This is a genomic window from Bradyrhizobium sp. CIAT3101 (assembly GCF_029714945.1).
Classification (GTDB): domain Bacteria; phylum Pseudomonadota; class Alphaproteobacteria; order Rhizobiales; family Xanthobacteraceae; genus Bradyrhizobium.
The window spans coordinates 2,750,431-2,775,026 of the sequence record NZ_CP121634.1; the positions used below are offsets into that span (position 1 = coordinate 2,750,431).

Below are 24,596 nucleotides of genomic sequence, written 5' to 3' on the forward strand. Positions count from 1 at the left end.
ACCCGGTCGGGCGACGCTGTCAAGCCGGGCTCAGCTGCTTTCGCGCTCGATGACCTCGAAGGGGACGATCAAGGTCTCGGGCCCGGGTCTCCGGCCTTCCCTCACGTCGTCGATGGCGCGCAGCAGGACGCTGCCGGCTTCCAGTCCGATATTGCGGCAATCGACGGCGACGGTCGTGATCCTCGGCCAGGAGCAGCGCGAAACCTCGAAGTCGCCGAAGCCGGCCACCGCGATCCGGCCAGGGACTGCCCAGCCGCGGCGATGGCATTCCATGATCGCGCCAAAGGCAGACAGGTCGGAGACGCAAACGGCGGCGTCCACGTCCGGCCATTGCTCGATGAGCTGGACAATGGCCTCGCCGCCCTGTTGCATGGAGATTGGCGGATTGCCAAACGAGATCGTACGCCCGACCGGCAGGCCGAGCTCCTCGACGGCTCGCTTGTAGCCGAGCCGGCGATCTGCGCCGCGCGTGTCGCGCCTGCTTGCGCCGCCGATGAACGCAATGTTGCGGTAGCCCTTCTGGTAAAGCCGGTGCACCAGCGCGCGCGACGCTTCGGCATTGGAGAAGCCCACGACATGGTCGATCGGATCGGCAGGCAGATCCCAGGTCTCGACCACCGGAATGCCGGCGGATTGCAGCATCCGCCGCGCCTTCGGCGTGTGCCGGCCGTCGGTGACGATGATCCCGTCGGGCCGACGCGTCAGCATCGCCCGCACGAGCTGCTCTTCCTTGTCGATATCGTAGTCGGTGTAGCCGAGAAGCATTTGCAGCCCCTGGCCTTCGATCGCCTCCGTGATGCCGCGCGCAGTGTCCGAGAAATTGGAGTTGTTGATGGAAGGGATGAGGGCCGCCACGAAACCCGTCCGCTTCGAGGACAGTGCGCCCGCAGACAGGTCGAGCACATATCCGAGCTCTTCGACGGCGGCGAGGATGCGCTGCCGCGTCTCCTGGGAGACAGCACCGTCGCTCTTCAACGCACGCGAGACGGTCATGGTGGAAACGCCCGCCCGCGCCGCCACCTCAGCCATGGTCGCTGGCCGCTTGGGCGCCTTTCTGGTCGTCGTCCGAGTTCGCTTCATCTCAACGCGATGTCTGCTTGGTGTGTGTGGAGCCTGCCTCCGTGCCACGGGATTTGGCCTGCCGACGCTCGCGACGGCGAACGATGATCAGCTTACGGTATCGATAACAGTTTGCCGCGGCAATTGTTTTCGATGGCTCTCTTGCCGACCCTGGTTTTGCTTTGCGGTATCTCCTCGAATTGACCGACGATGGATCGGAGCGGTTGACAGTCGGCGATACCGCGCCGAATTTTCCAACGCACTGAGCCTCAATCATAGAACTCGCACTTCTGGATCGCCACGGTCGCAGGAGCCCGATTGGTGTCAGCGAGTGTGTCGCCGCAGTCGTGCAATTGGTCAGCCGGCTCACATTGCGGCTCCTCCCGGGGGGCCTGTGCATTTCTGATCGAGCACAGAGAATTTATTGCGAATTCCCAGGAGAGCGGCGAGGGCTAAGCTCGCGTGCGGGTTGGCTTCGCCTCATTTCAACGAGGTGCGGCATCAAAATGAAATTGCAAATGACGACGCCGAGAATTGTCACCTGAGCAAATTGCCATCCGAACAATGAACCTGTGAAACGAGGGCTGTAAAAATGACAGACAGAAAAATGTTTCCAAACAGCGTGGTCCCCATTCCGTCGTCGGGCGTGACGGCGCACGGCCTGATCGCCAGCGCGGCCGATCCGCGGCACCGCGACGAGAAGATGGACGTAAGTTTTGCGCTTGGCGTTGCGCCTGATGTCCAGAAGGAGCTGGAGGCGCGTGTCGACAAGGGCGAAACGATTTCGCCACAGGAGCTGAAGACGAAATACGCGGTCGATTCGGCCGCAGCCGGCGCGCTGGAGAGCTGGCTGAAGAAGGAGGGCTTCACCATCACGCAGGTGACGCCCGACCGCACCACCATCTACGCCACCGCTCCCGCCTCGCAGGTCGAGGCGAGCCTCGGCGTGCACATGGTGCGAGTCACACGGGAGGGCCAGACATACACCGCGGCGTCCGACGTCCCGAGCCTGCCGGTGGATGTTGCTGGTGCGGTGGTGAATATCGGCGGGCTGCAACCCTATCGGCAAGCCCGCAAGCATCTCCGCTCGTACATGCAGGTGAAGTCGGAGGCGGCCGTGGAGCCGGCGATCGCCAACGCGCCGCCGTATCTGGCTCCGGAAATCCTGAAGGCCTACGGCGGCGCAGGGCTCGGCCTGAGCGGGAAGGGGCAGGAGATTGCCATCCTGATCGATACGTTCCCGCTGGACTCCGACCTGACGGCGTTTTGGACGGCCAACGGCGTTGCCGGCAGCATGGCGCGCATCACCAAGATCAACGTCAAGGGCGGAGCGTTGCCTGCCCCCTCGGGCGAGGAGACGTTGGATGCGCAATGGGCGAGCACCATCGCTCCCGAGGCGAACGTGCGCATCTACGCCACCGGCACGCTCGCCTTTATCGATCTCGACCGTGCGCTCGACCGCATCTACGCCGACGCGCTGGCGCAACCGACTTTGCGTGTCGTGTCGATCAGCCTTGGCCTCAGTGAAGCCTTCATGACGCAGGGCGAAGTGAACGCCGAGGAGGCCCGTTTCGTCCGGTTCGCCGCCCTGGGCGTCAACGTGTTCGTGTCGACCGGCGATGCCGGGTCAAACCCGGGGCCGGACGGCCATCATGCCAACGGCCCGCTGGCGGCCGAGTGGATGGCGACCAGCCCGCATGTCGTGGCGGTCGGCGGCACGTCGCTGCGGCTGGCGGCGAACGGGCAGGTGGCGTCCGAAACCGGCTGGACGGGCAGCGGCGGTGGGAAGAGCAAATTCTTTCCGCGACCGTCGTGGCAACAGGGCAATGGTGTGCCGGTCGGCAATCAACGGATGGTCCCCGATGTCGGCGCTGCGGCGGATCCCAATGAAGGCGGCTTGATCATCCTCAACGGCCAGCGCTTGCAGTATGGCGGCACCAGCTGGAGCGCGCCGATCTGGGCCGGCTTGTGTGCGCTGATCAACGAGGCGCGGCAGAACAACCGCCAAGCACCGCTTCCCTATCTCAATCCGTTGATCTACCCGATGATCGGCAGCAACTGCTTCCGCGACATATTGACTCAAAGCAACGGCGCCTACAGCTGCGGGCCGGGTTATGACCTCGTCACCGGGATCGGAACGCCGGATTTGAAGCAACTCGTGACGAGACTGGCTGGTGTGAGCGCGTGACTTCTCGTCGTGCCGGTGGATGGTGGCTGGCCATTCATCGGCACGACGGTGCAGCCGGCGGAGGAGAGGCCCCGCAGCTCAGGCTTCCGGGGCCTCTTCTTCTGCCGCCGGCTGCACTTCCATCGGTTCACGCCCGGCGGCGTGGGAATGGCCCGCGAAGTGCTGCCGTTCGCGGCGGAAGATCTCGACGAGATAGTCGGCGACCGCGCGGACACGAGGCACTTTCGTCAGGTCGGGACGGATCAGAAGCCAGAGCTCGCGTTCGAGCATCGGCGCGTCGCAGTCGATCTCGGCAAGCTTGCGATCATTGTCGGCCAGATAGCGCGGCAGCAGCGCGATTCCGAAGCCTGCCCGTGTCGCAGCAGCCTGCGCGATCTGGCTGTTGGCGCGAAAGGAGAACCGGCGTCCCGGAAAATGCTGCTCGAGCCATTCGGCTTCGGCAATCGAATCGCCGTCCCTGTCGAAGCCGACAAGCGGCAATCGCGTCATCATGTCCGGTTCGGAGCGCAGGTTCGCAGCGACGTAGAGGCCAAAGTAGATCGTGCCCACGCGCCGGGCGGCGAGCTCACTGCCCTTAGGGTGACCGAAACGCAAGGCAATGTCGGCCTCTCTCCGGGCAAGGCTCAGGAGCCTGACATCGCCGATGAGCTCGAGATCTATTCCCGGATGACGTCGATGCAGCCCGTCCAGCCGGTCGATCAGGAATCCTTCGGCCAGGCTGCGTCCGGCCGTCAATCGCACGAGGCCGCTGAGTTCTGCGCTCGCATCGAGGCGCCGCAGAACCGAGAGCGCTGCGCTGTCCATCACCTTGGCTTCTTCCAGCACGGCCCTGCCGTCGGCCGTCAGCATGTAGCCCTCGGCGCGGCGCTCGAACAAGGCGCGCCCGAGAAGCGCCTCGAGGTGAGCAACTCGGCGGGACACCGTCGCATGATTGACGCGCAGCGCGCGGGCAGTTGCGGACAGCGAGCGATGCCGCGCAAGCGCTGCGAAATAGCGCAAGTCTTCCCAGTCGAGATCGCCTGTGCATTTCTTATCAAGCATAGAGAATTTATAGCGAGTTCCCAAGACAGCGGCGAGGGCTAAACTCGCGTAATGGTAGAAAAAAAGAAGGGTGGGAAGCTGGCGACGCGCCGTCACCTCGCGCGCACGCTTCTCCGCTTAATACAGGGCGGAATTGCTCCTTTTTTCATCTTGCAGTCCGACTATCTCCAGGTGTGCGCCACTTGGTGGCGCCACACGATCAATCATCGATTGTTGCTGGTCTGTATGCCGTCTGGTCATGGCTGCTGCAGTATCCGGTTCGAGACAGCGGTAACGGCGGACGCCGAACCGGCGCTGGAGGTGGATGGCCATGCTTGAAAGGCCCCGCAACGGCACGGTGGCATCCTATCTCGTTACCCGCCTGGAGGAGCTCGGCATCGAGCATCTGTTCAACGTGCCGGGCAGTTATTGCAGTGGGTTGCTTGCCGCGCTCGCCGGAAATTCCCGGCTGAAGGCTGTCTTCACGACGTATGAGATGGAGGCAGCGTATGCGGCCGACGCCTATGCCCGCATCCGGGGGTATGGCGCGATGTGCGGGACCTATGGCGTCGGCGCCCTGAGTGCGCTCAACGGCGTCACCGGCGCTTTTGTCGAGCGATGTCCGGTTGTCGTCATCAATGGAGGTCCCTCTACCAACCAGCTCGATCTCGAAGTCGATTACGGCATCATGTTCCTGCACTCGACCGGCCGGCTGAGGGCGGACCTGGCCATTTATGCGCAGGTGACGGCGGCGACAGCCGTGATCGAGCGGGCGGAGGAGGCGCCGGACAAGATCGACGAGGTCCTGATCGCCTGCATGACACACCGGCGCCCGGTCTATCTCGAAATCAGCCAGGACTTGTGGGGGCAGTCCTGCCCCTTGCCGGTGGGGAAGCTCAGCGCCTCGCTGACGCCGGTCAATGCGGATTCGCTATCGGAATGCCTCGACGACGCCATGGCGCGGCTTGCCGGCGCGCAGCGCCCTGTGGTGTGGGCCGGCGAAGAGCTCGACCGCTGGCAATTGCACGGGGAGTTCGCCGAGCTGTTGCGCGCGGGCGGGCTGCCTTACGTGACGACGCTGGCCGGAAAATCGGTGCTGGCCGAGACCACAAGAGGCTTCCTCGGCGTCTATGATGGACGGTTCGCGCCACCCGACCTTCAGGAATTCGTCGAGAGGGCCGATCTCGTCATTGCCCTGGGCACCGCGATCACGGATTTCGTCGGTGACATCGTCGCGAAAGACTACAACAGCATGATACTTGCATCGCACGGTGGCATACGCATCGGGCATCACATCTACCCCGATGTCGGGCTCAGGGAGTTCGTGGTCGGGCTGACGTACCGGCTGGCAAGTCATGCGGCCGTGCCGCTTCGGTGGGACGGGACTGCCTTGCGACAGCCGGGCTCCAGCCCCTCTGCCGGCGATTCACCCATGACTTTCGATCTTCTGTTCGCGCGAATGTCGGATTTCGTGCGGGACAAGCTCGTCATCGCGGATACCGGCCTGTCGCTTTTCGCTTCCGCAGGACTGCCGATCGCCGCCCGGCAGGGATATGTGTCGCAATCCATCTGGATGTCGATCGGATACAGCCTTGGAGCTTCGGTCGGCGCAGCCTGCGCCGGCACCAGGCGGCCGGTCGTGTTCGTGGGAGACGCTGCCTTCCGTGAGGGGCCGCAGGTGCTCTCCACACTGGTTCAGTACAAACTGCCCGCGGTGATCTGCGTGATGAACAACGGGATCATGGGCATTCAGCAGTTCATGGGGCATCCTGAGTACTATGACAGCGCGCAGGGGCAGCCGGACTATTACAATGCGCTCAGCCGCTGGGATTACGCCGCTCTGGCCCAGGCTTTCGGCGCACGGCATGCCCGGGCCAAAACGCTGGCCGAGCTCGACGAGGCACTGCGACAGGCGGCTGAGCTGACCGCGTCTCCGATCCTGATCGACGTCGTGCTCGATGAAAAGGATATCCCGAGCGTGATCCGTCACACGACCGGTCGTGCGGCTCCCTGGGCGGTTCAGGCGAATTTCGAGGCGCCCCTGTTGAGACGCATCGTGCCTTAGGGCGGAGCAGAGCTGCATGCCCGACCGATCATTGCCTCGCCGGGAAGTTGAGCTGTGCGATTCTTATCATCCATTGAGAATTTATTGCGGGTTCCTCGCGAACCCTTTGCAGCATAGCGTCCCACCGAGATCGTGGAAGGTGCTCGTTGCGGCCCTCTCGGGCCGCACGGCGCGATCACGACTGTTGTGACGAGACTGAATATTGCGGCAAGCGCATTAGCATTTCGACGGGACCAGCCGGCCAACATCCGATTTCAACGAGGTCATTCATGAGCCTGATGCCTTCTGAAGAACTGTCGTCGGACCGGCCGTTCATCGATACCGTCATCTACGGCTCGCGCAAGAACGACTCGATCACGGACGTCACGGAAAGGTCGGTTGCCACCCAGCATCAGCTCAAAATCGGGGGCGCGACGCTCAAATACACGGCCCGGGCCGGGCATCTGGTCACGGCCGACCTCTATAGTGGGCAGCCGGCGGCGAAGATATTCTATGTGGCGTTTACCGCGAACGTGAAGAGCGCAAAGGAGCGCCCTGTCACCTTCTTCTACAATGGAGGGCCAGGCTCGTCGTCAGTCTACCTGTTGCTCGGTTCGTTCGGCCCGCGCCGCATCAAGACCAGCCTGCCGGACTTCACGCCGCCCGCGCCGTACGCGCTGGAAGACAATCCTGATAGTCTACTCGATCATTCGGATCTGGTTTTCATCAATCCGGTCGGCACCGGCTATTCGGCTGCCATCGCGCCGAACAAGAACAGGGATTTCTGGGGTGTCGACCAGGACGCCCGGTGCATCAAACAGTTCATCAAGCGCTACCTGACCGTCTTCCAGCGCTGGAATTCGCCGAAATTCCTTTTTGGCGAGTCGTACGGCACGCCCAGAACTTGCGTCCTCACCTGGATGCTGCACGAGGATGGCGTGGACCTGAATGGCGTCGTCCTGCAATCCTCCATCCTGGACTATTCCAAGACGAGCAATCCAATCGGGATGCTGCCGACCCTGGCGGCTGACGCGCTCTTTCACCACAAGGTCAAGCCGGTGCCAGGCGATCTTGCTTCCTTCATGAAATCGGTCGAGGAATTCGCCCGTGGGGACTACGCTCAAGCGTTGCCTCGGTATCCACAGATTGATCAGGCGGTGCTTCGACGTCTGAGCGAAATGATTGGAATACCGGAAGTCGTCTTGAGCTACTGGAAGCTCAATCCCGCCGCCGGAGAGGGAACGGTTTTTCTGACAAGTCTACTCCAGAGCGATGGGAAGGCGATCGGCGCCTATGATGGGCGCGTTAAAGCGAGCGAACAGGGAATCGCCGGGTCGATTGATCCGAACTCCGGCAACAACGATCCGACGATGAACGCTATCGGCGGCGTCTATACCACCATGTGGAACGTCTATCTCAATGACGAGCTGAAATATACGTCGGTATCGCCATTTTTGGATTCGAACGATCAGGCGTTCAACAACTGGGATTTCGGTCACGTCGATCCAACAGGCGCACAGAAGGGTGGTGCCGACACCCTCTACACCGCTGGCGACCTTGCCGCAGCCATGGCGCTCAATCTCAATTTGAAAGTGTTTTCGGCCAACGGCTACTACGATGCCGTCACACCGTTCTTTCAAACGATCCTGAACTTCGAAAACATGCCCCTTGGCAGTTCGGATATGGCCGGCAGGATAACGATTCGAAATTATCCCTCGGGCCACATGGTCTATCTCGACAATGCTTCGAGGGCAGCGATGAAAGCGGACCTCGCCGGATTCTATGACGAGCTGGAGCCTCGACCGCTGGCCGTCGCATCAGCGTCAGCTCGGTCTGCTACCAGACTTCACGGCGTCCCGGTACGAAGGCGTATGAGCCGGACTCCCTACTGATCGTTTCGCAAGACCTTTCTGTTTCCTCATCGGGGGTTCATCAGCGCAAGCGAGATGGTAACCCCCGAGCATCTTGTGGGCCCGGCGTCATGACCATATTCAGAATTCATCCCGCCATCGGCGTCGCGCGTGTCGGCAATTCCGATGACTATGTCATCGCGCCGGAGACGATGGCGGGCAGCTTACTTCCCGGCGGCGGCCGTCTGACAGGCGGATTGCCGATCCGGCGCGGGACGGAGTCCGATCCCATTCGCAGCAGCGATCTTCGCGATGGGTCCGGGGCCCTGAAGCGTCACGCCGCGCGGTTTCGCCTTTTTTCCTACGCTGATGGCGGTTCGGAAAGCTGGCCCCGTGGCGACGGGCGCGAAGTGCGGATCGGCGACGAGATCGACGGGCGAAGGATCGCAGACATCATCTGGACCGTGCATGTCGCGAACAAGAAGACCAACTGGTTCATTCTCGCCGAGAGCGATCCGCAGGGAATCGCAAGCTACGAGGACGGGAATCTCCCCCCGATCCGAAATCCGTCCCTGACGCAGGCCGGCGCTCCGCAGCCGCCCGATAAGCTCGGAACGCTCGCTTCGCCGGATCGCTTGCGCAAGCTCGTGATCGATCCGGGCCCGCGTGTCGTATCCGGCGTGTCGGCAGCGCCTGTCCGCTTTGATGCACCGACACCTGCCAGATATTTCGACGGTGCCCGCGGAGCGGTCGTCGATATGCCGAACTACCCGAAATCGTTTCCATCCGATGACCTTGGGCAACTCGATTGCCCGTCTGGTGCGATCGACAGCCTGGGCGAAATTCAAACCGATTCCTCCGGCCGGCTTCTCGTGCTCGGCGGTCGCGGCCGCGCGGTTGCGTGGAAGATTGCGGGAAAGTCGCCCCTCGACGATGACGTCAACAACGATCAATGGTTCGACGACACATCGGACGGGCCAGTCAGCGCGACGATCGTCTTCGAGGACGGCGGCCGTGCAGCCGCCCACGGCGCGTGGGTGACGGCGACCGATCCTTCCTTCGCGCCGCAAATCCTCAACGTCGTCTCGATGTGGGATGATGTCTACGACGTCTGGGTACGACAGCTCGAACTCGCCCCCGACATATTCGACAACGCGACCAGGGACTACAACCCGGCCTACATGCCCACTTTCGTCGACCAGGTTGCGCCCATCCTCAAAAGCGCGAGCCAGCAGCACTGGGTGGCCAATCTCAGCCAAACCGGCATCTCCGCACATGCTGCTTTGGCGCGGATTACGGAAACGACCGATCCCGCGCGGACGTCACTCGCAGGTCTTTCCGCAGTCTTCAGGGATCCGTCGCAGGATCAGAAGAGAAATACTACACTAATGCCCTTGCACCTCGGCGATGCAGATGAGTCGCTGCTCGCTCTGCGGAGAACGCAGTACTTCTTCCTGCAGCAATGGAACAAGGGGCTCGGCCATTTTCGGCCTGGCTTGAGCGCCCTCGGCCCGGGAGAGTTCCTCGACAAAGCGACACTCGTCAATTGCATCGGAGGCAGGTTGAGCCCGGGGATCGATCTGACATTCGTGATGCGCGAGCCGGCGCTCTACGTACTTCCCTGGCAGACGTCGGGAGCCGGGCCGTTCAGAATTCGGGCGAAGGCGCTTGCTTACGATGCCGGACTCGCCGGCGGTAGACCATTCCTCAGTGTCGGTTACGTTCCTCGCCATGACGATCAGTCGGGTCTTGAGCCCGGTGATCTCTCCAAGTTCCTGGCCCTGCCGTGGCACACCGATTACAATTCTTGCGCAACCCATCCGCTCGATCCTCCTGTGGGCAAGACTCGGACCTTGTTCTGGTCGTGGCCGGCGCAGCGGCCAGTTGCGGTCTACGACGCATCCCAGGTGGGCTGGGGACCACGCGACCTCAACGATCCAACCGACGGCTTCCAGCTGGGGCCGCAGCTATGGTCGCTGCGCGGCTGGGGCACTGACGCTGCGGATGCGGAGAATTGGGGAAGATATCAAGAGCGCAAGGACATGCTCTATAACTGGCACCGCATCGGCACGGTGCTGCAGTCTCCGGCGATTGCCGATCTGCCCCAGTCCAGTCCGCCTGGCGCCAGCGTGCCTGAAGACTGGTACCTCGAGGTCGAGAGCCAGCTGCGCGACACCGGCCAAACGCCGGTCGTGCCTTTCCCGAACTATGCCACGGAAATTCCCACTCCAGATCCGAAGCCGACACATGATGACGCCGGGCCGACCCCCGACAATCTGAATCCGGGTGCTGTTCGGGAGTTGTTTCATCAACTTCTCAACATCGACGAATATCCCGGAGCGCTGCGGAATGCACGGCGCTATGTGGACTTCTGGTTGAAATGGGCCGAAGTCTTTTCGCTCGATCCCACGGTTGCCTCGTACGATCGCACGTTCTTCCCCTATTCGCCTCAGGCGATCGAGGACAGGATGCAGCTGATCTACCAGGAACTGTCGGATGACGCCGATCTCGTGGACCCCGACCCGTTGATCACGAACGTCGGGCAGATGATTACCCGTATCAAGCAGTTTACGCCGCTGAACTTGCTGGACGGCGCCTGGCTTCGCAACATCGGGAAGGCTGGCCCGACGGACGAAGTGCGCGCGCTGCTGTTTTCGATCTGGATGGACGAGTTCGGCGACGGGGAGGTGTCGAAAAACCACTGCAACATCTATCTCGACCTCTGTCATAGCGTCGGGTTCTATCCACCGGAGCTCACCAGCCGCGAGTTTGCGTTCGACGAGGAGCTTCTGGACAGCGCGTTTACGGTGCCGACATTCGAGCTCGCGATCTCGGAGTTCACCGAGGAATACTATCCAGAGATCCTCGGCATGACGCTGCAGCTGGAGTGGGAAGTGCTCGGTCTCAAGCCAACCCGCGATCTCCTCGCGAGCTTGGGACTGAATTCGCATTTCTACGTCATGCATATCGGTATCGACAACGCCGTCAACGGCCACGGTCGTCGTGCGCTCGATGCGGTTCTGCTCTATCTCCAGACGATACAGGGGGCCGGTGGGACCGATGCGGTCAACAAGGCATGGCGGCGGATCTGGAACGGCTACGTCGCATTCGGGCAGATCGGAAGTTTGGGCGCGCAGCTCCATGATCTCATAACCAATCCTCCGAGCCTGGAAGAGAGGATGATCGCGCTCATCAAGAGCAAGGCCGATTTCGGCAGTCGAAACCACCAGGCCCACGCATTGCGCGGGACGCCGATCAACGAGCTGTTCGCCGTGCCGGACCAGTTCCTGCAGCTCATAAAGTCCGATCTGTTGACACCCGGTGATTGGGAGAACAGCAGGCTGAACCAGCTGATCCAGTTTCAGACAGGCGCGATGTTCAGGGTGTTTACCGATGATGAGATCGATCTCCTGAGGGACTATACCTTGTCTTTGGCCGGCGGTCCGAAGCCGCCTCCGCCAAAGGGGCTGCCACCCGCGGCTGCCATGGAGGCGGTGCTCAAGCAATTGAAGTCACAGCAGACAGGCACGCCCGGGCACACGGCGAATTCGCTCACTGACGAGTCCGGAGTGGCGCATACGATCGCCTGGTGGTTCGATCAGCCGCCGGCTGCGTTCATGGCAGCTCTCGCATCGCCTCGTAACAACATGATCACGCCGGGAGATCCCGGGGCGAGCGCCTTCCTTACAACGTGGATTGCGCCCAATGGACCGATGGGAGGCGTATTTGGCCAGATGGCCGTGGACTCTCCCGGCATGACGTGTCGTGCAGTCGTTCAACGCTGGATCGCCAATGGTTGTCCGGCCGTCGACGAGGTCATTCGAATGCTGCGGCTCACCACGCCGTCGCCGAAGCGGCAGCGGCACAAGACCGGACGCATGTTTGGGATGGGTAGTGTCCATTGAGCGGAGCGATCAGGAGCGACGTCGTCGTGGTCGGTGGAGGAATTGCCGCCTGCGCTACCGCTATCGCGCTCGCTCGAACAGGCGTCAGGACCGGCCTGTCCTATTCCGTAACCACCAGACCGCGGCTGGCGGTCGGTGAGACCGTCCCGCCCGATGTACGGAAACTTCTCGGTGAACTAGGGGCTTGGGAGAAGTTTCTCGAGCAAAGGCATGAGGCATGCCTCGGCAGTTGTTCGGCATGGGGCGGGACGGAGCTGGGTTATAATGATTTCGTGTTGAATCCGCAGGGCAGCGGTTGGCACCTGGACCGAGCCCGGTTCGAGGCGCTGCTGCTCGGAGAAGCAGAAAGCCGCGGCGTTGCCCTTTTCCCGATCGCCAAATGCGCCTCACTCGAGCAGGCTGCGGACGGAGGCATCGTTCTCGGCGCGATCACCCCGAGCGGGGACGGCCGGCATCTCACGGCGCGCTACATCGTCGATGCCACCGGATCGCGCTCGGTGATTGCGCGCCAGATGGGCGCGCGCCAGATCCCGCTGGATCGATTGAGCTTTGTCTATGGGTTCTTCGATGCGCCGGAGGCGGCCGCTCCCTCGCAACTCACGCTGCTCGAAGCGCAGGAGCTCGGCTGGTGGTACAAGGCGCGGTTGCCCGATCGCAGGCTCGCCATCGCCTTTGCCTCGGACGCCTCGATCATTCGGGACCATAATCTTGCGCACGCGAGCGAGTGGCTCGCTCTTCTCCGCACGACGAGCCATGTGGCGCAGGCGATCGAAGGATATCGGCTGAAGGATATCGTCGTGCGCGCCGCACCAAGCTTTCGCCTGGACCGCGTCACCGGCGCCAATTGGTTGGCCGTAGGAGATGCGGCCGCGGCCTGTGATCCAATTTCCTCACAGGGCATCATGAACGCGTTGGAGGACGGCATTCGCGCCGCCGCTGCAATTGCCGGCGTCCTCGGCGGGCGTTCCGACGGCAACGATCGCTACGCCCGATATCTCGACGCCCGATACACCGAATATGTGGTGAACCGAAACTATCTCTATGGCCTGGAGCGGCGTTGGCCGAAATCGCCGTTCTGGCAACGACGATACGCTCGCAGCGGCGCAGCGCAATCTGCCGAGGAGAGGGTTGTGCAACAACGGATGTTGGTTTTTGGTAGCTCGAACGACGCCGCGCCGTTCGCGTCGGATCAGATGTCTGCCTTCAGCTCGAGGCTCGACGAGCCGCAATTGCGGTCATCTCGAGCTTGACGCCGGGGCCGAGGTCGGCCACTCCGATAGCCGCGCGCGCCGGTAGAGAAGTCTCCGCGAAAAATGCTTTCCAGGCCGTATTGAATGCGGCCTTCTCGCTGAGCTTCGTCAGGAAGATCGTCACTTGCAGCACATGAGACCGGTCAGATCCCAGTGTGTCCAGCAAGCGCGACAACTGGCCCAGTACATCGTGTGCCTGGCCGACCATATCGAGGCTTGTGTCCTCGGGGACAATCCCGCCGATGTAGAGCACACCGTTGTGCTCGACAACCTCGTGGAGCAATCCCTCATACGGTAGGACGCGCTTGATCATGATGCTGCCTTTGACGTTGCCGGTGCGACGAAAGCTGTACGGCGTATAATCGCCCACCTGACAAGTCAACACGCCTCATCATCAACGCGTCCCGGCTCGAAGCTTGTGCGCCGGCCATCCTCAAAGCATCCTAGACCCACCCGCCATCGACGACATAGTGCTGCGAGGTGCAAGCGGAAGCCTCGTCGGAAGCGAGGAAGACGGTGAACTTCGCGACCTCGTCCGGCACCAGCCTGCGCTTCAGGCACTGTCGCTGCTGCAGTTCGACCTCGCCCGCCGGCGTCATCCATTTCTCCAGCTGGCGCTCGGTCATGATCCAGCCCGGCGCGATCGCGTTCACGCGGATATTGTAGGGACCGTAGTCACGCGCCAGCGAGCGCGTCAGACCGATCACGCCTGATTTGCTGGCGGTGTAGGCGGCCATGCCGCCTTGTCCGGCCATCCACGACACCGAGCCGAAATTGATGATGGCTCCGGCATTCGCAGCCTTCATGTCCGGCAGCACGGCTTGCGATGCAAAGAACTGGTGCTTCAGATTCACCGCGATGCGGTCGTCCCAATATTCCGGCGTCATCTCCTCGGTCTTGTGCCGTTCGTCATGCGCCGCGTTGTTGATCAGGATGTTGATCGCGCCGTGCGCCTCGCGTGCCTCCGCCACCCCGGCGCGCAGCGCGGGAATGTCGGTCAGGTCGACGTGTTGGAAGTGCGCAGCCAGTCCCTGATTGGATAGCTCGCGCGCCAGGCGCTGGCCTTCGTCGACCTTGATGTCGAAGAACACGACCTTGGATTTCTGCTCCGCGAAGCGCCGCACGATCGCAGCACCAATTCCCGCTGCACCACCGGTGACGAGAACGACCTTGCCGGCGAGGTCGGAATAGATGGCAGCCATGGGCACCTCTCAAGTTTGTTGCGGGCGGCGATCAGGCCGCCCCGACTCTTTTCCGCACTTTAGCCATTCTGCCCGTGAGGTGCATAGGTCAGAATTTTAGTTGCGTACCTCAAAAATTGAAGGCAGGATTGCAGTCAAAGAATAAGACTCGATCGGGAGGATGTGATGAGGCTGCTTGCCAAGCTGGGACTCACCGCTGTTGCATGCCTGCTTTGGGCCAGTTCCGCGTCGGCCGACACCACCGTCAGATGGCTGCATATCGAGGTCAATCCGGCCCAGGTGAAGATCTGGGAGGAGGTTGCGCGTGCCTATGAGGCGTCGCATCCGGGTGTGAAAATCGAGATGCAGTACCTCGAGAACGAGGCCTACAAGGCCAAGCTGCCGACCATGCTGCAATCGAAGGACCGGCCGCACATCATCTATAGCTGGGCCGGCGGGGTGCTGAAGACGCAGATCGACGCGGGCGTGCTGGAAGACATCACCGATTCCGTGAAGAGCGGGGGCTACGGCGACACGATCGCACCGGCGGCGCTCGCCGCCTTCTCCCAGAACGGCCGCGTCTTTGGACTTCCGATCGCGCTGTCGCAGGTCGGCTTCCTCTACAACAAGGACTTGATGGCCAAGGGGAATGTCGATGCGAGCAAGATCAAGACATGGGACGATCTGCTCGGCGCGGTGAAAGCGCTAAGGGCCGCGGGTGTTACGCCGATTGTGGTTGGCGGTGCCGACAAATGGCCGCTGCATTTCTATTGGACGCATCTCGCCGTGCGCGTCGGCGGTAAGCCGGCCTTCGAGGCAGCGCTGAAGGGTGAAAACGGCGGCTTTGCCGGTGAAACTTTTCAGAAATCCGGCGAGTTGTTCAAGCAGCTTGTCGATCTGCAGCCGTTCCAGAACGGCTTCCTCGGCTTCAAGAACCCGCAGGCCGTCGGCTATTTCGGTGACGGCAAGGCCGCGATGATCCTGGCCATCTCGTCCTTCTACCACACCCAGCGCGCGCTCGCCGCCGACAAGGTCGGTCTCACCGACGACAAGCTCGGCTGGTTCGATTTTCCGGTCGTCCCCGGCGGCAAGGGTGATCCGTCAGACACGCTCGGAGGCATCACCGGCTGGCTGATCACCAAGGGGGCGCCCAAGGAAGCCACCGACTTTCTCAAGTACTTTATCTCCAAGGACGTGCAGGCGCGGCTCGCCGCCGGCAACTTCATCGTTCCCGTCGTCAAGGGCGGCGAGGCCGGCCTCAACAGCGCCTTCATGAAGCAGATCGCGGCCAATCTGGCGAAGTCCAACTATCACCAGAACTTCTATGACCAGAGCCTTGGCCCGTCGGTCGGTCGCGTCGTCAACGATGTCACGGCAGAGATCGCCGGTGGCAGCATGAGCCCGCAGGACGCTGCGAAAGCGATCGAAGCGGCGTACAAGCAGGGTAACTGACGGTGGCGCGACGGATCGCGATCGCGTCGCCGATGGGCGTTGCTGACGAGACGGCCCCGCAGGTCGTGGCTCGCGGCCCGAGCTGGGACGGCCGCTTCACTGTCCTGATTCTGTTCCTGCCGCCGGCGCTGCTGCTGTTCACGCTTTTCGTGGTGCTGCCGATCGGTGAGGCCGCCTGGTATTCCGGCTTCAGCTGGAACGGTTTTGGCAAGCCGACCAACTGGATCGGCTTCGACAATTACCGCTTCGTGCTGGAGACGCGCGCCTTCTGGCTCGCGCTACGCAACAACGGGTTGATCATCGCAGTTTCGCTCGCGATCCAGCTGCCGCTCGCGCTCACGCTGGCCTTGATGCTCGCCGAGAAGTTTCGCGGCGCGGTGGCGCTGCGGATGCTGTTCTTCATGCCCTATATCCTGGCCGAGATCGCGACCGGTTTGATCTTCAGCTTTGTCTACGATGGCGACTACGGCCTCGTTGCTTCGATCTGGCGCACCTTCGGCGCCGAGCCGCCGCATCTGCTGGCCTCGACAGACACGGCGATGCTGGCGGTGCTGATCGTGATCGTCTGGAAGTACTTTGGCTTCCACATGATGCTGTTCATCGCGGCGCTCCAGAGTCTCGACAAGAGCCTGGTCGAGGCGGCGCGGATCGACGGCGCAACGCGCTCGCAAACGCTGCGGCATGTCGTCATCCCCTTGCTCTATCCCACGATCCGGCTCTCCGTGTTCTTCGCCATCGTCGGCTCATTGCAGTTGTTCGATCTCGTCATGCCGCTGACGCGCGGGGGACCGGCGGATTCCTCCAACACCATGGTGAGCTTCCTCTACAACAACGGCATCTCGCGCATGCGGGTCGGCTACGGCAGCGCCATCGGCGTCATCCTGTTCGTGATCTGCGTGACCTTTGCCTTCACCTACAAGCGATGGTTCATGCGCGATGAGTAACGCCGAGACCACCCGCGCGCCGTTCGATCCCGCCGTGCTGTTCAAGGCGGCGTTCCTCGCCGTCGTTGCCATCTTCGTGCTGGTGCCGCTACTCGCGACCTTGCTCGGCGGCTTCAAATCGCTGGGTGAACTGCGCGTCAATCCGTTTGGCTTGCCTCGTCACTGGGAATGGCAGAATTATGCCGACATTCTGTTCTCCGGGCGCTACTGGCAGCTCCTGCGCAACTCGTTGATCATCTCGACGCTCACGGTGACGTTGACCCTGATCACCGCCTCGATGGCAGCGTTCACCTTTGCCCATGTCAGGTTCTACGGCTCATCGATGCTGCTGAGCTACCTGACGCTTGGCTTGCTGTTTCCTGCCGCGACCGCCGTGCTGCCGCTGTTCATCAAGGTGCGCGATCTCGGACTGCTCGATACTTACTTTGGCGTCGCGCTGCCGCAGGTGGCTTTCAGCCTGGCCATGAGCGTGCTGCTGTTGCGGCGCTTCTTCAAGGACATCCCCCATGAGCTGCTCGAGGCCGCGCTGGTCGACGGCTGCAGCTACGTCAAATTCTTCCGCTACGTGACGCTGCCGTTGTCGCGACCGATCCTGGCGACGGTCGGGACCATTACCTTCGTCAACAGCTGGAACGCCTATCTGCTGCCGCTGGTGATGCTCAACACCGATGCGCTCTATCCCTGGCCTCTCGGCATCATGATTTATCAGGGCGAATATTCGTCCGAGTGGCACCTGATCCTGGCCTTCATCACGCTCACCATCCTGCCGACGATCATTCTGTTCCTTCTGGCACAGAAGCACATCGTCGCCGGCCTCACGGCGGGCGCGGTCAAGGGGTGAGCAGGACTTCACGGAGAAAAAAATGAGAAAAGTCGGCGTCGGAATCATCGGCTGCGGTGTCATCAGCACCGCTTACATCAAGGCGGCGCAGCGCTTCCCGGTCATGGAGGTGAGGGCCTTGGCCGACATGCGTAGCGATGTCGCGGAGCGGCAGGGCGCCGCGTTCGGACTGCCGGCGATGCGGGTCGATCAGCTGCTCAAGCGCGACGACGTCGAGATCGTCATCAATCTCACGGTGCCGCTCGCCCACACCGACGTCAGCCTCGCGGTGCTGAACGCCGGCAAGCACGTTCACTCCGAGAAGCCGCTCGGCATCAACGTCGCGGAAGCCCGCAAGGTGATGGATCTTGCAGCGCAGAAGAGTTTGCGTGTCGGCTGCGCGCCCGACACGTTCCTCGGCGGCGGCCACCAGACCGCACGCAAGCTGATCGACGACGGCGCGATCGGCACGCCAGTGGCAGGCAGCGCCTTCTTCGGTTGCCCTGGCCACGAGCGTTGGCATCCGGCGCCGGGATTCTATTATCTGCGCGGCGGCGGACCAATGCTCGACATGGGTCCGTACTACATCACCGATCTCGTGCAGCTGCTCGGTCCGGTCGCCAGCGTGATGGGCTCGACCGCGCGCCCGAGATCCGAGCGCCTGGTCACCAGCCAGCCGATGAACGGCACCTTGATCCCGGTCGAGGTTTCGACCCATGTCGCGGGCACGTTGGAATTCGAGAGCGGGGCGGTCGTCTCGATCGCGATGAGCTTCGATGTCCCAAAACATCGGCACGCACCGATCGAGATTTATGGCGACAAGGGCAGCATGCTGGTGCCGGACCCGAACCGCTTCGGGGGAGAGGTGCAGGTCGCCAAGACCGGCGGCGAATTTGAGACGGTGCCGCTGACACACGGTCATGTCGAAGGCGAGTTCCGTTCCATCGGCGTCGCCGATATGGCTTCCGCGATCCTGAACAACCGGCCGCATCGCGCCAGCGGCGCGCTCGCCTTCCATGTGCTGGAGGTGATGGAGGCGTTCCAGACCTCCGCCGACGAAGGGCGGCGCGTCAAGATCGAGAACCGCGTCGAGCGGCCGGCGATGCTGCCGGCCGGACGTGAAACCGGACAGATCGACTGAGGAAATGACCATGCGCAAGGCAATGATTGTATGGGGTGGCTGGCCGGGACACGATCCCGATCTCTGTGCCTCGATGATCCGCGGCTGGCTGAAGGCGGAAGGCTTTGAGGTCCGGATCGAAACCACGACGGAGGCGTTCGGCGATCCCAAAATCCATGATCTCTCCTTGATCATCCCGATCTACACCATGTCGAAGATCGAGAAGGCGGACGCGCTCAATCTCTGTGCAGCGGTGCGTGGGGGCGTCGGGCTCGCCGGCCATCATGGTGGCATGTGCGATGCGTTCCGCGATTCTGTGGACTACCAGTTTCTGTGTGGTGGGCAGTGGGTTGCGCATCCCGGCAACATCATCGATTACAAGGTCGACGTGACCAAGCCTGACGACCCCATCATGAAAGGCTTGAAAGACTTCGAGCATCGGTCCGAGCAATATTATATGCATATCGACCCCGCCATCGAGGTGTTGGCGACGACGACCTTTACCGGCGAGCACGCATCCTGGATCGATGGGGTGGTGATGCCCGTGGTCTGGAAGAAGCGCTACGGCGCGGGCAGGGTGTTCTATTCCTCGCTTGGCCACCGTGCCTACGAGCTCGACGTCCCGGAGATCCGGACCTTGATGACCCGCGGCATGTTGTGGGCGGCGCGCGAATGACAGCTGGCGCGACGCAGCCGGCCGTTCGCGCCACGCTGGAAGACGTCGCGCGTGCGGCGGGCGTTTCGCTCGCTACTGTCGATCGCGTCGTCAACCGGCGCGAGGGCGTGCGCGCCAAGACCGTCGCGCGCGTCGAGGCTGCGGTCGCCAAGCTCGGCTACCGCGCGGACGTGGCGGCCGCGCGGCTCGCACGTGGGCAGAGTTTTCGCTTCGCCTTCGTGCTGCCGTCCGGCAGCAACAGCTTCATGACCAACCTGACCGAGCAGGTCCAGCGCACCGCGGACTGGATCGCCGGACAGCGCGGATTCATCGATATCCTCCATGTCGACGTGTTCGATCCGGATGTGTTGGCCGGCGCGCTGGAAAACCTGTCGCCGGCCTATCAGGGCGTCGCCGTCATCGCGCTCGACCATCCCCGTGTGCGCGCCGCGATCGACGAACTTACCGCGCGCGGGGTTGTCGTGGTGACCCTAGTGTCGGACGCGCCGAGCTCGCGCCGCCTGCATTATGTCGGTATCGACAACCCGGCCGCGGGACGGACTGCGTCGACGCTGATGGGACGTTTCCTGGCTGGGGGCGAGGGGACGGTCGCCGTGATCGCGGGATCGCTGTCGCTGCGCGATCACACCGAGCGGCAATTCGGCTTCCACCAGATCCTGTCCAGCGAATATCCGAACCTGCGTGCGTTACCAGTCATCGAGGGGCGCGACGACAGCGAGCGCACGCGGGAGCTCACCGCCGCACTACTCGCACGCCATTCCGATCTGCGCGGCATCTATTGCTGCGGCGCCGGAAACCGTGGCATCGCGGATGCGCTCGAGGCCTCCGGTCGTGCGCGCGAGGTGGTCTGGATCACCCATGAACTGACGCAATACACGCGGCGTTTTCTGGTTCGCGGCACGCTCGATGCCATCATCAACCAGGATCCCGGCCACGAGGCGCGGTCCGCGGCGCGCGTCCTGCTTGCGCATTGTTCCGGCGAGCCGATCAGCCCCGACCAGGAGCGCATCCGTATCGACATTTTTCTGCGGGACAATCTGCCGTAACGTCGAGCATCGCCTCTCAGCTCCAGCGTATCGGTTTGCCGCCTTGCTTCGCGCTTTCCTCGGCGAGGATCGCGATGCGCGTGGCGCGCAGGGCGTCCTTCGCCGAAATTTGCAGGGCTTCGCCGCGCGCGAGATGATCGAAGGCGAAGCCGGCAGGCGAGCCGCCCGGGGGAAGTTCGACCTCACGTCTTGCTTGTGTCGCGGTTTCGACGAGCAGGCGGTTCTCGGCGAAGAGAACGTCCGCGCGCCCGCGTGTCCCCGAGATCCGCATGGCATAGTCGCCGTGGCGGGGAGAAGCTTCGGGCTGAATCCAGTCCACTTCGATCGAGAATTGCGGGCCGTTGTCGCAGGCGAGGATGGCGCGTCCCAAGGCAGGGAAGCTCGTTGTGCCGGCAGCCGGGGTGGGCGAGACCCAGCCGCTGATCGTGCCGCTGGTGTAGCCTGTCAGCCAAAGCGCCAGATCGATGTCGTGGACCGTCAGGTCGGCGAGAATGCCGCCATAGGTCGACGGCTCGAACATCCATGCGGGACGTCGGCTTGGCACGAGCTTGTGGGGTCCGGTCGAGCTGATCGAGACGATGTCTCCCAGTTCGCCGCTGTCGAGCACCGAACGAAGCGCGAGCGTCACAGGATAGAAGCGCTTCTCGAGCAGCAGCGTCAGCAGGTTGCGGCCGGCGAGGGCGTCCTCGATCAGGGCGAGCTGGGGAAGCGTCACCGCCATCGGCTTGTCGGCGATCGCAAAAATATTCCGGCGCAGCAGTTCAGCGACGATCGGAGCTCTGAGACCGAATTCGGTGAAGACCGCGACGGCCTGGACCTTATGCGCGTCCAAAAGCGCGATCGGGTCGGTGTAGCCGGGCGCCTGCGTGCGCCGTTCGAGTTCGGCGAGGCGCGCGGCGTCGTGATCGGCGACTGCTACGATCCTGACGTCGGTCCTGACGGCGATTTCCGAGAGCACATATTCGACGTGCGGATGAGCGGCGCCAATGATGGCGATGTCGAGCATGGGGGCGCTATCGGCCATCGAGCTACACCAGTGGCGAGATGTCGTTCGGGGTGACGGCCCGGCCTTCCGCAGCCGAGCGATAGATGGCGGTGACGACGCGCGCAGCCTCGAATCCATCCCGGAATGGCGTGGCGGGTGTCCGTCGTTCCCGGACCGCCCCGACGAAGTCGCGCCATTGCGCGATATGCCCCTCGATGCCGATCGCCTTTGGGTCGTTGGCGGCACTTCCCGGTCCCGTCGCGCTCGCCGGCTGTGAGACACCGGGAAAATCCCAGCGAACGATGCTGTCGTGCGCGAGCTCGCAACTGCCGCGATCAGTGAACAGGCGGAGCATGGCCGGCCGTCCTGGTGGCAATGCCGTGCTCGTCACGATCACGCCGAGCGTGCCGGAGGCGAAGGACAGCAGCGCCGCCGTCGTGTCTTCGATCGCGTGTGAATGTCCGAGCGTCGCCGTCTTGCCTTGAACGCTCGCAACCGGTCCGAACAGCCAAAGCATCAGATCCAGATTGTGGACGCCCTGATTGAAGAGCGAGCCGCCGCCGTGATCGGCTTCGGCGCGCCATGGCTTCTCGGCATAATATGCGTCGGATCGATACCAGTGGATCGCCGCTTCGATCAGGCGCGGTTGCCCGAGGTGGCCTGCGTCGAGCAGCGTCTTGATCGCCTGGTGCTGCGGCTCGAGGCGGCGCTGCGAGACCACGCCGCATGTCAGCTGCGAGCTCTCGGCCGCGCGGACCAGGGATGCAGCCGCGGCTGGATCGACGCAAAGCGGCTTCTCGACAAGCACATGCCGACCGGACCTGATGGCGGCGAGGGCTGCATCATGATGCGCGCCACTCGGCGTGCAGATGACGACGGCGTCGATCTCTGCGCCGGCCAGCATGGCCTCGGTGGTTGCAAATGACGGAACAGGTTCGCCGTCGATGCACGCGGCGATCTGCTCGGGCGTGCCGCCGGCGACAGCGGCCAAAACGGCCTCGTCGAGCGCCCTGATCGCGCGCGCGTGCGTTTCACCGATCGCGCCCGGACCGACCAACCCGATGCGAAGTTGGTTCATCTCAATTCCTCAAGGCTTGGCCGGAAAGGGCTGGCCGGCAACATAGGTGGTCTCGGGAATGATGGATCCATCATCGCCGACGCGAAATCGAAGCAGATCGGCGGGCGAGCCGACTGTGAGAGCCGGAAGCTGGAATGGCGCACGGGGATTGATCGTTGCCAGGCTCAATCCCTCGGCCAGCGTCAATCCGGCCATGCGTTTCGCCGTCGCGATCCCGAACGGCAGGCTGGCCGCTGCGCCTGCCAGAAACGGCGTGCCCACGACTTCCAGCCGGCCATTCGCCTTCAGTTCGACGCGCCCGCCGACGGGCATGTCGTAGATCGCGGGTGGACAGCCGGCGAGCGCAACGGCGTCCGAAACCAGCATGGATCGCCCGAGGCCCTTTGCGCGCAGCATGGCCTTGAAAGTCTCGGGCGGAAGGTGGTGGCCGTCGGCGATGAAGCTTGCCCAGAGCCGATCTTCCGCGAGCTGCGTCCAGATCGGGTTGGGATGCCGCGGTAGCTGGGCCGCGATGCCATTGCCGAGGTGCGTCGACAATATGGCGCCGGCGTCGACCGCGGCGGAGATCTGATCCGTCGTGGCGTTGGTATGGCCGAGCGCAACATGGGCTCCGCGAGCGCGAAGGCCTCGTACGTAGTCGGCCGTCTTCGGCCAGTGTGGTGACAAGGTCACCAGGCCGACGAGGTTGCCGCAGGCGGCTTGCCAGGCGTCGAACTCATCGAGATCCGGTGGTCTGACGTGTTCGGCCGGATGCGCGCCGCGAGGACCGTCCTCGGGTGCGATATGGGGCCCTTCGACATGGATGAAGGGGATCGCGTGCCTGATCAGCGGGTCGCTGTCGCGCGCCTCTGCGATCGCCTTCAATGCATCGATGAGCGCAGCACGTGATGCCGTGATCAGCGTCGGCGCAAAACGCGATACACCGCTGCGATGGACGGCGAGGGCGAGATCGCGGACCGTCTGTGCATCGGTGCCGCCATTGAGGTCATGGCCGCCAAAACCGTTCAATTGCAGATCGAACAGTCCGAGCGACAACCAGTGCTCGTCATCAGCACCGCCGGGCGCGATGTCGGAGATGCAGCCATCGGAAATGGTGATCGTATGAGGCTGACCAGTCTCCGGATCGCGGCCCGAGATTTGTGTCGCCCGATCGCTCATGCGCGTGCCGTGGCTTGCAGCCGTGGCGGTGCGGAATCCCGATCGAGATACAGCATGCATCGCGGATGCGTGCGCAATGCGCTCGCCGGACAGGTCGCGCCGATCGGGCCGTACAGGGATTGCTCGACGGCCGCTCGCTTCGCCGCGCCGGGCACCACGCAGAAAAGCTGATCCGCGTCCAGCAGCCGGGGAACCGTCAGGGTGATCGCGTGCGTCGGCACGTCGCCCAATGTTGCAAAGCACCTGTCGTCGACCTGCTGCTGACGGCAGATCGCGTCGAGCTCGACGATCTTGACCTGCTTGGTGTCGTGCAGATCCGCGACGGGCGGATCGTTGAACGCCAGATGCCCATTGACTCCGATGCCGAGGCACACGATGTCGATCGGGGCATCGCTGAGAAGGGCCGCATAACGCGCCGCTTCGCGGTCCGGATCCGGTTCTTGTCCGATCAAATGGATGGCGCCCAGAGGGACGTGCGAGAAGAAATGGCGGGTGAGCCACACGCCGAAGCGCTCGGGTGCGTGCGCCGGAAGCCCGAGATATTCGTCCATGTGAAAGGCAATCACGCGTCGCCAATCGATATCGCGCTCTGCGATCAGCGCGTCCAGCATCTCCGCTTGGCTCGGCGCGGCGGCGAATACCATCCTCACGCGATCTTGCCGTGCGAGGCGATCGCGTAGCGCAGCAGCGATGTCCAGGGCCGCAGCCCGGCCCATCGCATCCCGCGTCTCTGATATCGCGATCCCTGGCGCGACCGAAGCCATCATATCTACTCGCGTCTTGTCCGGCCGCAGATCAACCTACAAGGGCAAGAATGTTA

19 protein-coding genes are annotated in these 24,596 nt (G+C 62.9%); 11 read left to right on the plus strand and 8 right to left on the minus strand.

Features of this window, described 5'->3' with window-relative positions:
* Positions 1-30: 30 nt before the first annotated feature.
* On the minus strand, positions 31-1,029 hold the full coding sequence (locus tag QA645_RS12860) for a LacI family DNA-binding transcriptional regulator (RefSeq protein WP_254133025.1): 999 nt from the start codon (positions 1,027-1,029) through the stop codon (positions 31-33).
* Between the two features lie 622 nt (positions 1,030-1,651).
* Between QA645_RS12860 and QA645_RS12865 the strand changes: the two genes are divergently transcribed.
* A complete protein-coding gene (locus QA645_RS12865; RefSeq protein WP_283050609.1) occupies positions 1,652-3,247 on the plus strand; it encodes a S53 family peptidase in 1,596 nt (531 codons plus the stop codon).
* A 78-nt stretch (positions 3,248-3,325) separates the two neighbouring features.
* Here QA645_RS12865 and QA645_RS12870 read toward each other — a convergent pair whose 3' ends face one another.
* Positions 3,326-4,384 (minus strand): LysR family transcriptional regulator, encoded by a 1,059-nt coding sequence (locus QA645_RS12870; protein ID WP_283050611.1) that lies wholly within the window; start codon positions 4,382-4,384, stop codon positions 3,326-3,328.
* 214 nt (positions 4,385-4,598) lie between these two features.
* Here QA645_RS12870 and QA645_RS12875 point away from each other — a divergent pair, with 214 nt between their 5' ends.
* The 4 genes from QA645_RS12875 to QA645_RS12890 all read left to right on the plus strand — a co-directional run bounded on the left by QA645_RS12875 (position 4,599) and on the right by QA645_RS12890 (position 13,316).
* Positions 4,599-6,332, plus strand: coding sequence for a thiamine pyrophosphate-dependent enzyme (locus tag QA645_RS12875; protein WP_283050612.1), 1,734 nt, complete (start codon positions 4,599-4,601; stop codon positions 6,330-6,332).
* A 269-nt stretch (positions 6,333-6,601) separates the two neighbouring features.
* Positions 6,602-8,203, plus strand: a complete 1,602-nt coding sequence (locus QA645_RS12880) for a peptidase S1 (RefSeq protein WP_283050614.1) — start codon at positions 6,602-6,604, stop codon at positions 8,201-8,203.
* Positions 8,204-8,292: 89 nt separating this feature from the next.
* A complete protein-coding gene (locus QA645_RS12885) occupies positions 8,293-12,066 on the plus strand; it encodes a LodA/GoxA family CTQ-dependent oxidase (protein WP_283050615.1) in 3,774 nt (1,257 codons plus the stop codon).
* The gene (locus QA645_RS12890) at positions 12,063-13,316 is read left to right on the plus strand and encodes a tryptophan 7-halogenase (RefSeq protein WP_283050616.1); all 1,254 of its coding nucleotides are present in this window, start codon (positions 12,063-12,065) and stop codon (positions 13,314-13,316) included. The genes QA645_RS12885 and QA645_RS12890 overlap by 4 nt, the downstream gene beginning before the upstream one ends.
* Here QA645_RS12890 and QA645_RS12895 read toward each other — a convergent pair.
* Both QA645_RS12895 and QA645_RS12900 read right to left on the minus strand, forming a co-directional pair.
* Positions 13,270-13,629, minus strand: coding sequence for a RidA family protein (locus QA645_RS12895; protein WP_283053172.1), 360 nt, complete (start codon positions 13,627-13,629; stop codon positions 13,270-13,272). The two genes, QA645_RS12890 and QA645_RS12895, sit on opposite strands and share 47 nt — an antisense overlap.
* A 130-nt stretch (positions 13,630-13,759) precedes the next feature.
* Positions 13,760-14,518: an SDR family NAD(P)-dependent oxidoreductase gene (locus QA645_RS12900; protein ID WP_283050617.1), complete on the minus strand. Its 759-nt coding sequence runs from the start codon at positions 14,516-14,518 to the stop codon at positions 13,760-13,762.
* Between the two features lie 165 nt (positions 14,519-14,683).
* Between QA645_RS12900 and QA645_RS12905 the strand changes: the two genes are divergently transcribed.
* From QA645_RS12905 to QA645_RS12930, 6 genes are read left to right on the plus strand one after another with little or no spacing between them, the layout of a single operon-like run.
* Positions 14,684-15,949, plus strand: a complete 1,266-nt coding sequence (locus QA645_RS12905) for an extracellular solute-binding protein (RefSeq protein ID WP_283050619.1) — start codon at positions 14,684-14,686, stop codon at positions 15,947-15,949.
* A gap of 2 nt (positions 15,950-15,951) precedes the next feature.
* Positions 15,952-16,893 (plus strand): sugar ABC transporter permease, encoded by a 942-nt coding sequence (locus QA645_RS12910; protein ID WP_254194826.1) that lies wholly within the window; start codon positions 15,952-15,954, stop codon positions 16,891-16,893.
* Entirely contained in the window at positions 16,886-17,734 is an 849-nt protein-coding gene (locus QA645_RS12915) for a carbohydrate ABC transporter permease (RefSeq protein ID WP_283050620.1), read from the plus strand. The genes QA645_RS12910 and QA645_RS12915 overlap by 8 nt, the downstream gene beginning before the upstream one ends.
* A gap of 22 nt (positions 17,735-17,756) precedes the next feature.
* Entirely contained in the window at positions 17,757-18,854 is a 1,098-nt protein-coding gene (locus QA645_RS12920; RefSeq protein ID WP_283050622.1) for a Gfo/Idh/MocA family oxidoreductase, read from the plus strand.
* A 10-nt stretch (positions 18,855-18,864) separates the two neighbouring features.
* A complete protein-coding gene (locus tag QA645_RS12925; protein ID WP_254194825.1) occupies positions 18,865-19,509 on the plus strand; it encodes a ThuA domain-containing protein in 645 nt (214 codons plus the stop codon).
* On the plus strand, positions 19,506-20,555 hold the full coding sequence (locus QA645_RS12930) for a LacI family DNA-binding transcriptional regulator (protein ID WP_254194824.1): 1,050 nt from the start codon (positions 19,506-19,508) through the stop codon (positions 20,553-20,555). Before QA645_RS12925 ends, QA645_RS12930 begins: the two co-directional genes overlap by 4 nt.
* A 16-nt stretch (positions 20,556-20,571) precedes the next feature.
* On the opposite strand, the gene QA645_RS12935 is transcribed toward QA645_RS12930, so the two are convergent.
* From QA645_RS12935 to QA645_RS12950, 4 genes are read right to left on the minus strand one after another with little or no spacing between them, the layout of a single operon-like run.
* Complete coding sequence (locus tag QA645_RS12935) at positions 20,572-21,579, minus strand: Gfo/Idh/MocA family oxidoreductase (RefSeq protein WP_283050624.1); 1,008 nt, start codon at positions 21,577-21,579, stop codon at positions 20,572-20,574.
* Positions 21,580-21,583: 4 nt separating this feature from the next.
* Positions 21,584-22,618, minus strand: a complete 1,035-nt coding sequence (locus QA645_RS12940) for a Gfo/Idh/MocA family oxidoreductase (RefSeq protein WP_283050625.1) — start codon at positions 22,616-22,618, stop codon at positions 21,584-21,586.
* 9 nt (positions 22,619-22,627) lie between these two features.
* The gene (locus QA645_RS12945; protein WP_283050627.1) at positions 22,628-23,776 is read right to left on the minus strand and encodes an amidohydrolase family protein; all 1,149 of its coding nucleotides are present in this window, start codon (positions 23,774-23,776) and stop codon (positions 22,628-22,630) included.
* The gene (locus tag QA645_RS12950) at positions 23,773-24,543 is read right to left on the minus strand and encodes a glucosamine-6-phosphate deaminase (RefSeq protein WP_283050629.1); all 771 of its coding nucleotides are present in this window, start codon (positions 24,541-24,543) and stop codon (positions 23,773-23,775) included. Before QA645_RS12950 ends, QA645_RS12945 begins: the two co-directional genes overlap by 4 nt.
* Positions 24,544-24,596: the final 53 nt, after the last annotated feature.